At 64.8% G+C, this 13,228-nt stretch carries 13 protein-coding genes; all 13 read right to left on the minus strand.

Translation table 11 applies throughout. From position 1 onward, the window contains the following. Positions 1–48: 48 nt before the first annotated feature. On the minus strand, positions 49–951 hold the full coding sequence (cysM, locus tag ACV22W_RS15780; protein WP_448020347.1) for a cysteine synthase CysM: 903 nt from the start codon (positions 949–951) through the stop codon (positions 49–51). A gap of 206 nt (positions 952–1,157) precedes the next feature. Next, the gene (locus ACV22W_RS15785) at positions 1,158–1,502 is read right to left on the minus strand and encodes a ComEA family DNA-binding protein (RefSeq protein WP_448020349.1); all 345 of its coding nucleotides are present in this window, start codon (positions 1,500–1,502) and stop codon (positions 1,158–1,160) included. A 73-nt stretch (positions 1,503–1,575) separates the two neighbouring features. After that, positions 1,576–2,568, minus strand: a complete 993-nt coding sequence (gene rfaD / locus ACV22W_RS15790; RefSeq protein WP_448020351.1) for an ADP-glyceromanno-heptose 6-epimerase — start codon at positions 2,566–2,568, stop codon at positions 1,576–1,578. 55 nt (positions 2,569–2,623) lie between these two features. After that, positions 2,624–3,574, minus strand: a complete 951-nt coding sequence (gene rfaE1, locus ACV22W_RS15795) for a D-glycero-beta-D-manno-heptose-7-phosphate kinase (RefSeq protein WP_448020352.1) — start codon at positions 3,572–3,574, stop codon at positions 2,624–2,626. 7 nt (positions 3,575–3,581) lie between these two features. Then, entirely contained in the window at positions 3,582–4,982 is a 1,401-nt protein-coding gene (locus ACV22W_RS15800; RefSeq protein WP_448020354.1) for a UDP-glucose dehydrogenase family protein, read from the minus strand. Between the two features lie 90 nt (positions 4,983–5,072). After that, positions 5,073–6,245 (minus strand): lipopolysaccharide assembly protein LapB, encoded by a 1,173-nt coding sequence (gene lapB / locus ACV22W_RS15805; protein ID WP_448020356.1) that lies wholly within the window; start codon positions 6,243–6,245, stop codon positions 5,073–5,075. Positions 6,246–6,298: 53 nt separating this feature from the next. Then, positions 6,299–6,592 (minus strand): lipopolysaccharide assembly protein LapA domain-containing protein, encoded by a 294-nt coding sequence (locus tag ACV22W_RS15810; protein ID WP_059530004.1) that lies wholly within the window; start codon positions 6,590–6,592, stop codon positions 6,299–6,301. Between the two features lie 210 nt (positions 6,593–6,802). Then, positions 6,803–7,126: an integration host factor subunit beta gene (locus ACV22W_RS15815; RefSeq protein ID WP_006750752.1), complete on the minus strand. Its 324-nt coding sequence runs from the start codon at positions 7,124–7,126 to the stop codon at positions 6,803–6,805. Between the two features lie 22 nt (positions 7,127–7,148). Beyond that, positions 7,149–8,861: a 30S ribosomal protein S1 gene (rpsA, locus tag ACV22W_RS15820; RefSeq protein ID WP_059467119.1), complete on the minus strand. Its 1,713-nt coding sequence runs from the start codon at positions 8,859–8,861 to the stop codon at positions 7,149–7,151. A gap of 141 nt (positions 8,862–9,002) precedes the next feature. Beyond that, on the minus strand, positions 9,003–9,689 hold the full coding sequence (gene cmk / locus ACV22W_RS15825; RefSeq protein WP_448020358.1) for a (d)CMP kinase: 687 nt from the start codon (positions 9,687–9,689) through the stop codon (positions 9,003–9,005). Positions 9,690–9,702: 13 nt separating this feature from the next. Further along, the gene (gene aroA, locus ACV22W_RS15830; RefSeq protein WP_059530011.1) at positions 9,703–11,007 is read right to left on the minus strand and encodes a 3-phosphoshikimate 1-carboxyvinyltransferase; all 1,305 of its coding nucleotides are present in this window, start codon (positions 11,005–11,007) and stop codon (positions 9,703–9,705) included. 20 nt (positions 11,008–11,027) lie between these two features. Next, positions 11,028–11,954, minus strand: coding sequence for a prephenate dehydrogenase (locus tag ACV22W_RS15835; RefSeq protein ID WP_448020360.1), 927 nt, complete (start codon positions 11,952–11,954; stop codon positions 11,028–11,030). 187 nt (positions 11,955–12,141) lie between these two features. Beyond that, positions 12,142–13,224, minus strand: a complete 1,083-nt coding sequence (gene pheA / locus ACV22W_RS15840) for a prephenate dehydratase (protein ID WP_448020362.1) — start codon at positions 13,222–13,224, stop codon at positions 12,142–12,144. Between the last annotated feature and the right edge of the window lie 4 nt (positions 13,225–13,228).

A 13,228-nucleotide genomic window follows, 5' to 3' on the forward strand; every position in this document is an offset into this window, starting at 1 on the left:
TTGTGCGGCGCTTTTTTTATCGCGTGATGCTGCTGATACCGTTCGGGCTCAGGCAGGAAATACGCCAGTCGACAGGTAGCGATCGCCGCGATCGCAGACGATGAACACGATCGTCGCGTTCTCCACCTGACGCGCGATCCGCATCGCGACTTCACATGCGCCACCCGACGAGATGCCTGCAAAGATGCCTTCGACGGCCGCGAGCCGGCGCGCCATCGTTTCGGATGCGGCCTGGCTCACGTTCTCGACGCGATCGACGCGGCTGCGATCGAAGATCGTCGGCATATAGGCTTCCGGCCACTTGCGAATGCCCGGAATACGCGACCCTTCTTCCGGTTGCGCGCCCACGATCTCGATCGCCGGATTCTGTTCCTTCAGAAAGCGCGACGTGCCCATGATCGTGCCCGTCGTGCCCATCGCCGACACGAAGTGCGTGACGCGTCCCTCGGTGTCGCGCCAGATTTCCGGACCTGTTCCTTCGTAGTGCGCGACCGGATTGTCGGGGTTCCCGAACTGATCGAGGATCACCCCCTTGCCTTCGCGCTGCATCTGCTCGGCGAGGTCGCGCGCCAGTTCCATCCCGCCCTTTACCGGCGTCAGGATGATTTCAGCGCCGTAAGCGGCCATGCTCTGACGACGTTCGATCGACAGATCCTCCGGCATGATCAGCACCATCTTGTAGCCGCGGATCGCCGCTGCCATCGCGAGCGCGATGCCCGTGTTGCCGCTCGTCGCCTCGATCAGCGTATCACCCGGCTTGATGCGACCGCGCACCTCGGCCTTGCTGATCATCGACAGCGCCGGGCGATCCTTCACGGAACCGGCCGGATTGTTGCCTTCCAGCTTCGCGAGCACCACGTTGTTGCGTGCGCGAATCTCGTCGTCCGGCAGGCGGACCAGTTGCACGAGCGGCGTGTTGCCGATCGTGTCTTCGATAGTTTTGTAAGCCATGGAGATACCGTGAGTGCGAGGCCGATCAATCGATTGATTGTAAACCAGCACCGGGGCTCGCGCCGGCAACCCCATTGCGACGATGGAATAGATGTGCCTCACGATGCACCTGTGCGCGTTTGCCGCATGCACGCAAAAAACCCGCGGCAAGCCGCGGGAAGCCGTCGCAATGACGGCGGCTGAAGGAGCCCTTCGTCTCGCGAGCGTTATTTCTGCGCGGTACGGGTAGGTGCCGCAGCAGGCTTCGCCGCCGCCGGCTTGCCCGAGGCCGGTGCCGCCGCACCCGAGCCTGCCGCACCGATCGTCAACCCTTCCCGCTGAAGGCGCTCGACCGTTTGGCCGCCCATGCCTTTCACGCGCGACGCGAGATCATCTGCATTCCTGAACGGCCCGTGTGCGCCGCGCTCGTCGAGAATCGCCTTCGCCCGTGCGGGACCGATGCCCTTGATGCCGACGAGTGCATCCTCGTTCGCGGTGTTGACGTCGACGGCCGCCCAGGCCGACGCGATCGCGCCGAACATCGCGGCGGCGGCAAACCATTTCCTGATCATGTGCTGGATCTCCGATGAAAACGGTCGGCGGCTGCCGACCGTGAGACCCAGTCTATCGATGCGACGCGCAGGCTTAAACCTGGCCGGATAGCCAACGCACGTAGCGGTCGACACCTTCCTGCACCGTCAGGAACGGCGCATCGTAGCCGGCAGCACGCAGTTTCGTCTGGTCTGCCTGCGTGAAGCACTGGTACTTGCCGCGCAGCGCATCCGGGAATGGCACGTATTCGATCAACCCTTGCTCGACCTGCTGCGCGAGCGTCAGCGGCGGCAGGTTGTCGAGCGCGCGCAGCGTGTTCACGACCGTCGACGCGATGTCGTTGAACGGTTGTGCCCGGCCGGTGCCGAGATTGAAGATGCCGGATTTCTCCGGATGATCGAAGAAGAACAGGTTCACCTTCGCGACGTCCTCGACCGAAACGAAGTCGCGCGTCTGCTCGCCCGGCGCATAACCGTTGTACTCGCCGAACAGCTTGACCTTGCCTTCAGCGCGGAACTGGTTGAAGTTGTGGAACGCGACCGACGCCATGCGGCCCTTGTGCGTCTCGCGCTGACCGTACACGTTGAAGTAGCGGAAGCCGGCGATCTGGCTCTTCGCGCTCGGCAGCACGCGGCGGATTACCTGGTCGAACAGGAACTTCGAATAGCCGTAGACGTTCAGCGGCGCCTCGACCTCGCGCTCCTCGACGAAACGCGTCGAGCCGCCGTAGATCGCGGCAGACGACGCGTACAGGAATTGCGCGCCCTGCGCGAGGCACGCGTCGAGCACCGCGCGGCTATAGCGGAAGTTGTTGTCCATCATGTAGCGGCCGTCGGTTTCCATCGTGTCCGAACAGGCGCCTTCATGGAACACCGCGCGCACCTTGCCGAAATCGCCGCGCGCAAAGCGCTCGACGAATTCCGTCTTGTCGAGATAGTCGTCGATCTCGCAATCGACGAGGTTCCGGAACTTGTCCGCGCGCGTCAGATTGTCGACCGCGATGATGCGCGACTCGCCGCGCTCGTTGAGCGCCTTGACGATGTTCGCGCCGATAAAACCGGCTGCGCCGGTGACGATGATGGTCATGGTCGTTCTGCCTGAAAAATTGCAAGACTTACGTGCGGCGCGCTGCCGAGCGTACTCAGTGAAACAGTTCGTCGTAGTCGACCGTGGCCGTCCCCAGCTTGCCGACCACGATGCCTGCCGCACGGTTCGCGAGCACGACGGCATCGACGAGCGGCACGCCGGCACCGAGCATCGTCGCGACCGTCGCGATCACGGTATCGCCCGCGCCGGACACGTCATACACCTCGCGCGCGAGCGCCGGTGCGTGCAGTTCGCCCGCTGCGGAAAAGAGCGTCATCCCCTCTTCCGAACGCGTGAGCAGCAACGCATCGAGATCGAGCTCCGCACGCAGCTTCGCGACACGCGCGCGCAGGTCGTCTTCCGAGTGCCACTGACCGATGACCTCGCGCAACTCGGCACGGTTCGGCGTGATCAGCGATGCGCTGCGATAGCGCGCCCAGTCGCCGCCCTTCGGATCGACGAGCACCGGCTTGCCTGCCGCACGCGCCTTCTCGATCATCGTCGTCACGTGCGTCAGCCCGCCTTTCGCGTAATCCGACATCAGCACGACATCGTGCTGCGGCAGTAGCGCATCGAAACGCGCGAGCCCGGCGAGCAGCACCTCGTGCGTCGGCATCGCCTCGAAGTCGACGCGCAGCAACTGCTGCTGGCGCGCGAGCACGCGCAGCTTGATCGTCGTCGGCAGTGACGCATCGCGTTCGAGATGGGGCGTCACGCCGCTGCCGTCGAGCAATTCGACGATGCGCTCGCCCGGCTCGTCGCAGCCGACCACGCACAAGAGGCCGGCCTGACCGCCGAGCGTCACCGCGTTGCGCGCGACGTTGGCTGCACCGCCAAGCCGCTCTTCCTGGCGCTGCACGTGCACGACAGGCACCGGCGCTTCCGGAGAAATGCGCTCGACGTTGCCGAACCAGTAGCGGTCGAGCATCACGTCGCCGACCACGAGCACGCGCGAACGCGCGAGCTGCGCGCGCGGTACCGGCACCACTTCGCGAAAGGTAGTCATCGTGCGCTCATCCACGGGGAGAGGACTGGGGGTCGACATGCGGACGCCCGATCGCATGGTAGTCGATGCCGAGTTCGGCCATCGCGTCCGGCTCGTACAGATTGCGTCCGTCGAAGATCACCGGTGCCTTCAGTTCGGCCTTCAGGCGCGTGAAATCCGGGCTCCTGAATTCCTTCCATTCGGTGACGATCACGAGCGCATCCGCGGCGGTCACGGCCGCGTCCTGGGTATCGACGAAGTGCAGGCGCGCAAGCACGTCGGAAGCCTCGCCGAGATCGAGCGCGAACACGCGGCGTGCCTCGTCGATCGCGACGGGATCGTACGCGCGCACGGTCGCGCCACGCTCGAGCAGCGCGGCGATCAGCCGACGGCTCGGCGCCTCGCGCATGTCGTCCGTGTTCGGCTTGAACGCGAGGCCCCAGACCGCGAATTCGCGACCGGTCAGGTCTGCGCCGAAGCGCTGCTCGATCTTGCCGATCAGCACGTCCTTCTGTGCGGAGTTGGCCGCTTCGACGGCCTCCAGGATGCGCAGCGGCTGGCCGTTTTCGCTCGCGGTGCGAATCAACGCCTGCACGTCTTTCGGGAAGCACGAGCCGCCGTAACCGACGCCCGCGTACAGGAAGTGATAGCCGATGCGCGGATCGGAACCAATCCCGCGGCGCACGGCTTCGATGTCGGCACCGACCTTGTCGGCCAGATTCGACATCTCGTTCATGAACGAAATGCGCGTTGCGAGCATCGCATTCGCCGCATATTTCGCGAATTCTGCCGAACGTACGTCCATGTAGATCGTGCGCTCGTGATTGCGGTTGAACGGTGCGTACAGCTTCTTCATCTTCTCGCGCGCCACCGTGCCAGTCTCGTCGTCGTCGACACCGATGATGATTCGGTCCGGACGCATGAAGTCCTCGACTGCCGCGCCTTCCTTCAGGAATTCCGGATTCGACACGACCGAGAAACGGTGCGCGACGCTGCCCGCGAGGCCGCGCGCGCCGAGTGCCTCGTCGACCACCGCGCGCACGCGCCGCGCGGTGCCGACCGGCACCGTCGACTTGTCGACGATCACCTTGAAACCGGTCATGTAGCGGCCGATGTTGCGCGCGGCCTCGAGCACGTATTGCAGGTCGGCCGAACCGTCCTCGTCGGGCGGTGTGCCGACCGCGATGAACTGGATCTCGCCGTGCGCAACGCTCGCCTCGATGTCGGTCGAGAATCGCAGACGGCCTGCCGCGCGGTTGCGCGCGATGATGTCCAGCAGGCCCGGTTCGTGAATCGGCATCCCGCCGTTGTTCAGGATCTCGATCTTGCGCGGATCGACATCCAGACAGAAGACGTCGTGGCCGATCTCGGCGAGGCAGGAGCCCGTGACGAGACCGACATAGCCAGTGCCGATGATGGTGATTTTCATAGATGTTCCGGTACGTCCCGGTAAATGACTAACTTGGCCGCCGGGCCACGCCCGGCGACAACCGCAGCGCTTCCTCGCCGAATGCCGTGATCAGCCCGGCATCGCAGGTTCGACGCGGCGCGGCGCATAGGTTTCCCAGCCGCTGCACCCGGGGCACTGCCAGTAGAAGAGCCGTGCCCGGAAACCGCAATTCTGGCACGTATAACGTGGCAGATTCTTGGTGCGCTGCTTGATCAGCGCACGCATCATTTCAAGTTCCTTACGGCGCGGCTCGTCGGCGGCCGCGATCTGCGCATCGAGCAGGTGCAGCATGCCCGACAGGTTCGGCGACTTCTCCATCTGCGTACGCGCGAGCGTATGCGCCGCTTCCTGGCCGCGCAACCCGGCGATGTGCTGATAAGCAATATCGAGCAGGTCGTTCGACGGATAACGATCGACGTAGCCCATCAGCAGCTCGGCGCCCTCGACCGGCTTGCCGAGCGCTACGTAAGCCTTCATCAGCTTGTCGGCGACGAGCGGCAGATACGCCGGATTCTGCGCTTCGACACGCTTCCAGTGCTCGATCGCGGCAGCGTGATCGCCCGCCGCCTGCGCGGCATCGCCGGACAGGATCGTCGCACGAACGTTCTGCGGGTTCGCCGCAAGCGCGAGCTTCAGTTGCCCGGTCGCGTCCGTGGCGTTCTTGCGTTGCAGCGCGTCCTGCGCGAGTTCGCAATGGAACTGCGCGATTTCGGTGCCGAGCGGCTTGTCGCTCATCGATTCGATGCGTTTCGCGGTATCGATCGACTTGTTCCAGTCCTTCTCGATCTCATAGATCGTCAGCAGCGCCCGCTGCGCGCCCAGCGCGTAATCGCCATCGGCGAGCCGGTGAAAGGCCTCCTCCGCACGATCGAGCAGCCCGGCCTTCAGGAAATCCTGGCCGAGCTCGTACAGCGCGTGGTCGCGCTCGTTTACCGGCAGGTCCGTGCGGCTCAGCAAGTTCTGATGCACGCGGATCGCACGATCCGTTTCGCCTCGGCGACGAAACAGGTTGCCGAGCGCGAAGTGCAGCTCAACCGTCTCGGGGTCGAGCTTCGCGACCTCGATGAACGCGTCGATCGCCTTGTCCGGTTGTTCGTTCAACAGAAAGTTCAGGCCGCGGAAATACGATCGCGGCAGGTTGGCGCTCTCCGACAGGAGGTTCTTCAGGTCATAGCGTGACGCCGCCCAGCCGAGCGCGAACGCTACCGGAATCGCGAGCAACCACCAGAAATCCAGATCCATGCGAAATATCGAAGCAGAGACGAAAACCGCGCGAGGGGCGCGCGGCGTCCGTGTTAAATGACGGGCGGCATCGGCGGCTGGTCGACGACGGCCGGGGTTTCGCGCGCCGTACGCAGATCGCGCTTCAGGCGCCCGTTCTCGAGGCGCATGCGGAAGATCGCCGGCAGCGCGGACAGCAGGCCGGCCAGCAGGCCCACGACGAAGAACGCGAGGCCGATCAGGATCAGCGGCGCTTGCCATGCGTAGCCGGCAACGAAATTCAGCGTCGCGGTTTGCGTATTGGCCAGCGCGAGCACCAGCAGCAGCACGAACACCAATACCCGGATCAGCCAGACGATAAACTTCATGTAGCCCTCTCTTTGTTGAGGTTTGCCGTGGCGCGCGACTCCCCTTCGCGGCGCCGAATCGACCCGTATTGTAAAGGAAGCGTTTCCGCGTCACCGCACATCCTGCGGGTGCACGTTGTCACGCGGCAGCCGGAAATGAAAAAAGCGCCCGCAAGGGGCGCTTTTTTCTTCAGCCTTCGCCGGACGAATTCCGGGCAAGCCGAACGACGCTCAACGCTCGTCGTCCGGATCATCAGCTTTCAGCGGCTCGCCGGCGCGGCCGTCGACGCGTTCACGCAATTCCTTGCCGGGCTTGAAGTGCGGCACGAACTTCTCGGGCACCTGCACCTTCTCCCCCGACTTCGGGTTGCGTCCGACGCGCGCCGGGCGACGGTTGAGGCCGAAGCTGCCGAAACCCCGAATTTCGATGCGATGCCCTTTCGACAAGGCGTCGGACATCGCATCGAGCATCGTTTTCACCGCGAAATCCGCATCCTTGAGGACAAGTTGCGGAAATCGCAGTGCCAGCTGCGCGACCAACTCGGATTTGGTCATACTTCAGCAGACCTCGTGAGGCTTACTGGTTCTGGCCGTCGAGCTTCGCCTTCAGCAGCGCGCCGAGGTTGGTCGTACCGGTCGCAGCAGCGCTGGTGTCCGACTGCAGGCCGCGGATCGCTTCCTGTTGTTCAGCCGAATCCTTCGCCTTGATCGACAGGTTGATGCCACGCGACTTGCGATCGATGTTGATCACCATCGCGTTGACCTTGTCGCCTTCCTTCAGCACGTTGCGTGCGTCTTCGACGCGATCCTGCGAGATTTCCGATGCACGCAGGTAGCCTTCGACATCGCCCGTCAGCGTGACGACAGCGCCCTTCGCATCGACCGACTTCACCACGCCGTCGACGATCGAACCCTTGTCGTTCATCGCAACGTAGTTGCTGAACGGGTCGCCTTCGAGCTGCTTGATGCCGAGCGAAATACGCTCCTTCTCGACGTCGATGCCGAGCACGATCGCTTCGACTTCGTCGCCCTTCTTGTACTTGCGAACGGCTTCTTCGCCGGCTTCGCTCCACGACAGGTCCGACAGGTGGACCAGGCCGTCGATGCCGCCCGGCAGACCGATGAACACGCCGAAGTCGGTGATCGACTTGATTGCGCCCGTGATCTTGTCGCCCTTCTTGAAGTTGCGGCTGAAGTCATCCCACGGATTCGGCTTGCACTGCTTCATGCCGAGGCTGATACGACGACGGTCTTCGTCGATCTCGAGGACCATGACTTCGACTTCGTCGCCCAGCTGGACAACCTTCGACGGAGCAACGTTCTTGTTGGTCCAGTCCATTTCCGACACGTGGACGAGGCCTTCGATGCCCGATTCCACTTCGACGAATGCGCCGTAGTCGGTGATGTTCGTGACCTTGCCGAACAGGCGCGTGCCCGACGGGTAACGGCGCGAGATGCCTTCCCACGGATCGTCGCCCAGTTGCTTGATGCCCAGCGAGACGCGGTTCTTCTCTTGGTCGAACTTGAGGATCTTCGCGGTGACTTCCTGGCCAACCGACAGGACTTCGCTCGGGTGACGCACACGACGCCATGCGATGTCGGTGATGTGCAGCAGGCCATCGATGCCGCCCAGGTCGACAAATGCGCCGTAGTCGGTGATGTTCTTGACCACGCCGTTGACGATCGCGCCTTCTTTCAGCGTCTCGAGCAGCTTCGCGCGCTCTTCGCCTTGCGTTGCCTCGATCACTGCACGACGCGACAGCACGACGTTGTTACGCTTGCGATCGAGCTTGATCACGCGGAACTCGAGCGTCTTGCCTTCGTACGGGGTCGTGTCCTTGACCGGACGCGTGTCGACCAGCGAACCCGGCAGGAACGCGCGGATGCCGTTGACCATCACGGTCATGCCGCCCTTCACCTTGCCGGTGATCGTGCCGGTGACGAGTTCGTTGTTGTCGAGGGCCTTTTCCAGCGACAGCCACGATGCAAGGCGCTTCGCCTTGTCGCGCGACAGGATCGTGTCGCCGTAGCCGTTTTCGAGTGCGTCGATCGCGACGGACACGAAATCGCCCGACTGCACCTCAACCTCGCCCTGATCGTTCAGGAATTCCTCGATCGGAATGTAAGCCTCGGACTTCAGGCCTGCATTGACGACCACGAAGTTGTGGTCGACGCGCACGACTTCGGCGGAAATCACTTCGCCGGCGCGCATGTCTTGGCGGGTCAGCGACTCTTCGAACAGAGCCGCAAAGGATTCGGTATTCGGGGTGGAGGTTTGCAGGTCGGACATAAAAATCTGATTGTGCATGGATCGCTGTGCCACGCCGGCCGGAATGGCAGGCTGAAAGGGCCAGATCGAAGCCACACGGGGTTAAGGGTTCGAAACACGCTCCGCGCTTCTCGCGCGAGGCACCTACTGCCGCCCGCCTTCTCAGGCCGGCTGACCGAGCGCCCGGTACCACTGCAGCACCTGGTCGACTGCTTCATCGACCGAAAGCGCCGACGTATCGAGCAGCTTGGCATCTGCCGCAGGCTTCAGCGGCGCGGCCGCGCGATTGCTGTCGCGCGCATCACGTTCACGAAGATCCTGGAGCAAGTTATCTATATTAGCAGAAAAACCTTTTTGCATCAATTGCTTATGCCGTCTGGCCGCGCGTGCCTCGGCGCTGGCCGTCAGGAACACCTTCAGCACGGCGTCCGGGAAGATCACGGTGCCCATGTCGCGGCCGTCGGCGACGAGGCCCGGCGTCTTGCGAAACGCGCGCTGACGCGCAACGAGCGCGGTACGCACCGGCCCGTGCACGGCAATCGCCGACGCGCGGTTGCCCACCGCTTCGGCACGGATGTCGTTCGACACGTCGACGCCGTCGAGCTGCGCGCAGCCCTCGCGGAACGTGATGTGAAGGTCGTCGATCAGCTTCACGAGTGCCTCGATATCCTCCGCAGCGATGCCGTAGCGCACGCTCGCAAGCGCCGCGAGACGGTACAGCGCACCGCTGTCCAGCAGGTGAAAGCCGAGATGCGCGGCGACGAGCGCAGCGACGGTCCCCTTGCCGGAAGCGGTCGGACCGTCGATCGTGATGACGGGGGTCGGGTGAAAGGGTCGGGTCGATTTCATCGGAACTGTCGGGTCAGGCTTTGGCGAGCGCGGCGAAGCGGTCGAAATAGTCGGGGAACGTCTTGCCGACGCACTTCGGATCGTTGATGCGCACGGGTACGCCGCCCAGGCTGACGAGCGAGAAGCACATCGCCATCCGGTGATCGTCGTACGTGTCGATCGCTGCATTCGGCGTGAGCCGTTGCGGCGGCGTGACGACCAGATAGTCGGGGCCTTCCTCGACGATCGCGCCGACCTTGCGCAGTTCGGTCGCCATCGCGGCGATGCGGTCGGTTTCCTTCACGCGCCAGCTCGCGATGTTGCGCAGCGTGCTCGTGCCGCTCGCGAACAGCGCCGCGACCGCGATGGTCATCGCCGCATCGGGAATCAGGTTGAAATCCATGTCGATCGGCTCGAGCTTGCCGTGGTCATGGCCGATGCCGCGCACCTCGATCCAGTCGTCACCCATCGATACGTTCGCGCCCATCTGCATCAGCGCATTCGCGAAGCCGACGTCGCCCTGGATGCTCGCGCGCCCCACGCCCTCGACGCGCAGCGGGCCGCCGCCGAGCGCGCCGGCCGCGAGGAAGTACGAGGCCGACGACGCATCGCCCTCGACCATGATGCGCCCCGGCGAACGGTAGCGGACGCCGGCCGGCACGACGAAGCGCTGCCAGCCGTCGCGCTCGACGGTCACGCCGAAGCGCGCCATCAGCCGGATCGTGATGTCGATGTACGGCTTCGAGATCAGTTCGCCATCGACTTCGACGACGATCCTGCCGTCCTTCGCCTTCACGAGCGGCAGCGTCATCAGCAGCGCGGTGAGGAACTGGCTCGAGACGTCGCCGCGCACGCGGATCGGCGCGTCGACCGTGATCGCCGCAGGCTTGATCCGCAGCGGCGGAAAGCCTTCGTTTTGCTCGTAGTCGATCTGCGCGCCGATCTGCCGCAGGCCGTCGACGAGGTCGCCGATCGGTCGCTCGTGCATGCGCGGCACGCCGTGCACGCGATAGTCGCCGCCGTTGACCGCGAGCGCCGCCGTCAACGGTCGCACTGCGGTGCCCGCGTTGCCGAGGAACAGATCGGCGGTCTTCGCGGTGAACGCGCCGCGCGTGCCGGTGACGACACAGGTGTCACCCTCGCGTGCGAGCTTCACACCGAGCTTGCCGAGCGCGTCGAGCATCACGCGCGTGTCGTCGGAATCCAGCAGGTTGGTGATCGTCGTATCGCCTTCGGCAAGCGCCGCGAGCAGCAGCACGCGGTTCGAGATGCTTTTCGAGCCGGGCAGGCGCACGGTGCCCGATGCGCTGGAATACGGGCCGAGATCGAGATAGTCCATGGGAATCGTCCTGTTTCCTGTTATTTCTTGACCGGTTCGGCAGCGGGCTGCGCGCCACGTTCCTGCCATGCCTTGCGTGCAGCGCGCGAGCGCGTGAACACGGCTTCGAGCGCTGCGCCATCGCCGGCGTCGATCGCCGCACGCAGCCGGGCGAGCACGCGCGTATAGCCATCGAGCTCATCGAGCAGCGCCGCACGATTCGCGACACACACGTCGCGCCACATTTCCGGACTCGATGCCGCAATCCGCGTGAAATCGCGGAAGCCGCCCGCCGCGTACGAGAATTTCAGTTCGGCATCCGTCTCGCCGAGAATCTGCTCGACGAGCGCGAACGACAGCACGTGAGGCAGATGACTGATCGACGCAAACACGCGATCGTGCTGCGCCGTGCTCATCGTGCGCACGTCGGCACCAGTCGCCCGCCACATCGCATCGATACGCGCGACCGCTTCGGGCGCATTCTCCGGCAGCGGACACAGCACGACGTTGCGACCGACGTACAGATCCGGCAGCGCGGCCTCGACGCCACTCGATTCGCGCCCGGCAATCGGATGGCCCGGCACGAATTGCGCGATCCGCGCACCGAGCACATCGCGTGCCGCCGTGACGACGTCGGACTTGGTGCTACCAGCGTCGGTGACGATTGTCGCAGCGTCGAGCCACGGTGCGATGCGCGCGAGCAGCGGGCCCGTTTGCGCGACGGGCGCGGCCAGCAACACGAGATCGGCGCCGGCAAGCGCGTCGCGCAGTTGCGCATCGTCGTCGAGCGCCGCTGCCCGATCGATTACGCCGAGCGCAAGCGCACGCTCGACCGACGCACGCGAACGACCGACGCCGACAACTTCGCCCGCGCCGGCCGGTGCGCGCTCGCGCAGGGCGCGCGCCAGCGATCCGCCGATCAGGCCGACACCGAAGATGACAAGTTTGTTGAATGCAAAGCCTGACACGACAAGAGCCAAGTAACGCGCGCGGAACGACGCCCCGCGCACGGAAATCCAGATTCCGGGCAACGGGCCCGCACCCGGCGCGACCCGCACCGGATACCGCCCGAACCCGCCTTGGGCAGCGCCGCCCGGCCTGCCCTGCCCGCTTCGCCGCGCCGCCTGCTCGGTGCAGGCGACCGGCCGCTACGCGTCAGCGCGCGCGCGGATACGAACCGAGTATCTTCAGGAACGCGGCCTTCTGGCCGAGCTCCGCGAGCGCGGCAGCCACGGCTGGCTCGTCCCGGTGCCCTTCGATGTCAATGTAGAAGTAATACTCCCACGTGCCGACCCGCGCCGGGCGCGACTCGAAGCGCGTCATCGACACACCGTGCCGCGCGAGCGGTTCGAGCAGCTTGAACACCGCGCCTGGCTCGTTCTTCACCGACACGATCAGCGACGTCTGGTCGTGACCGCTCTGCCCGGCCGGCTGCTTGCCGACGATCACGAAGCGCGTGCGATTGTGCGGATCGTCCTGAATCAGCGGGAACGCGATCTGCAGGCCGTAGTGCGCGGCCGCGCGGTCGCCCGCGATCGCGGCGACGCCCGGGTCCGCCGCCGCGAGACGCGCGGCCTCCGCGTTGCTCGACACCGCTTGCCGCTCGAGCTGCGGCGCGTTCGCGGCAAGCCACTGCTGGCATTGCGCGAGCGCCTGCGCATGCGCGCAGACGCGCGTCACGCCGTCGAGCGTGCCGCTCTGCGTAAGCAGGTTGTGATGGATCGGCAGCGCGAGTTCGCCGCTGATCAGCAACTGCGTCTGCAGCAGCAGGTCGAGCGTGCGCGACACTGCGCCTTCGGTCGAGTTCTCGACCGGCGCGATGCCGAATGCGGACGCGCCTGCCTCGACCGAGCGGAATACTTCGTCGATCGACGGACACGGGAGCCCTTCGATCGACTGGCCGAAATACTCGAACATCGCCTGTTCGCTATACGTGCCGACCGGCCCGAGGAACGCGACATGGATCGTCTGTTCGAGCGCGCGGCTCGCGGCCATGATCTCGCGCCAGATGGCGCTGATGTGCTCGCTCGCGAGCGGCCCCGCACTCATGTCCTGCAGGCGCGCGATCACCTGCAGCTCGCGCTCCGGCCGGAATACCGGCGCGTTGAAGTGCTTCTTGACCTCGCCCACCTCGAGCGCCACCGCGGCGCGCTGGTTGAGGAGCGCGATCAGCTGCGCGTCGATCGCGTCGATGCGGTCGCGCAGCGGTTTCAGGCGGGAATTCAGTTCGTCGTCCATGCGT

The sequence above is a fragment of the Burkholderia sp. AW49-1 genome (assembly GCF_053427845.1).

Coding starts and splice junctions, on each gene's coding strand:
- cysM (WP_448020347.1), bottom strand. CDS start 951: ATGGCTTACAAAACTATCGAAGACACGATCGGCAACACGCCGCTCGTG.
- ACV22W_RS15785 (WP_448020349.1), bottom strand. CDS start 1,502: ATGATCAGGAAATGGTTTGCCGCCGCCGCGATGTTCGGCGCGATCGCG.
- rfaD (WP_448020351.1), bottom strand. CDS start 2,568: ATGACCATCATCGTCACCGGCGCAGCCGGTTTTATCGGCGCGAACATC.
- rfaE1 (WP_448020352.1), bottom strand. CDS start 3,574: ATGACTACCTTTCGCGAAGTGGTGCCGGTACCGCGCGCGCAGCTCGCG.
- ACV22W_RS15800 (WP_448020354.1), bottom strand. CDS start 4,982: ATGAAAATCACCATCATCGGCACTGGCTATGTCGGTCTCGTCACGGGC.
- lapB (WP_448020356.1), bottom strand. CDS start 6,245: ATGGATCTGGATTTCTGGTGGTTGCTCGCGATTCCGGTAGCGTTCGCG.
- ACV22W_RS15810 (WP_059530004.1), bottom strand. CDS start 6,592: ATGAAGTTTATCGTCTGGCTGATCCGGGTATTGGTGTTCGTGCTGCTG.
- ACV22W_RS15815 (WP_006750752.1), bottom strand. CDS start 7,126: ATGACCAAATCCGAGTTGGTCGCGCAGCTGGCACTGCGATTTCCGCAA.
- rpsA (WP_059467119.1), bottom strand. CDS start 8,861: ATGTCCGACCTGCAAACCTCCACCCCGAATACCGAATCCTTTGCGGCT.
- cmk (WP_448020358.1), bottom strand. CDS start 9,689: ATGAAATCGACCCGACCCTTTCACCCGACCCCCGTCATCACGATCGAC.
- aroA (WP_059530011.1), bottom strand. CDS start 11,007: ATGGACTATCTCGATCTCGGCCCGTATTCCAGCGCATCGGGCACCGTG.
- pheA (WP_448020362.1), bottom strand. CDS start 13,224: ATGGACGACGAACTGAATTCCCGCCTGAAACCGCTGCGCGACCGCATC.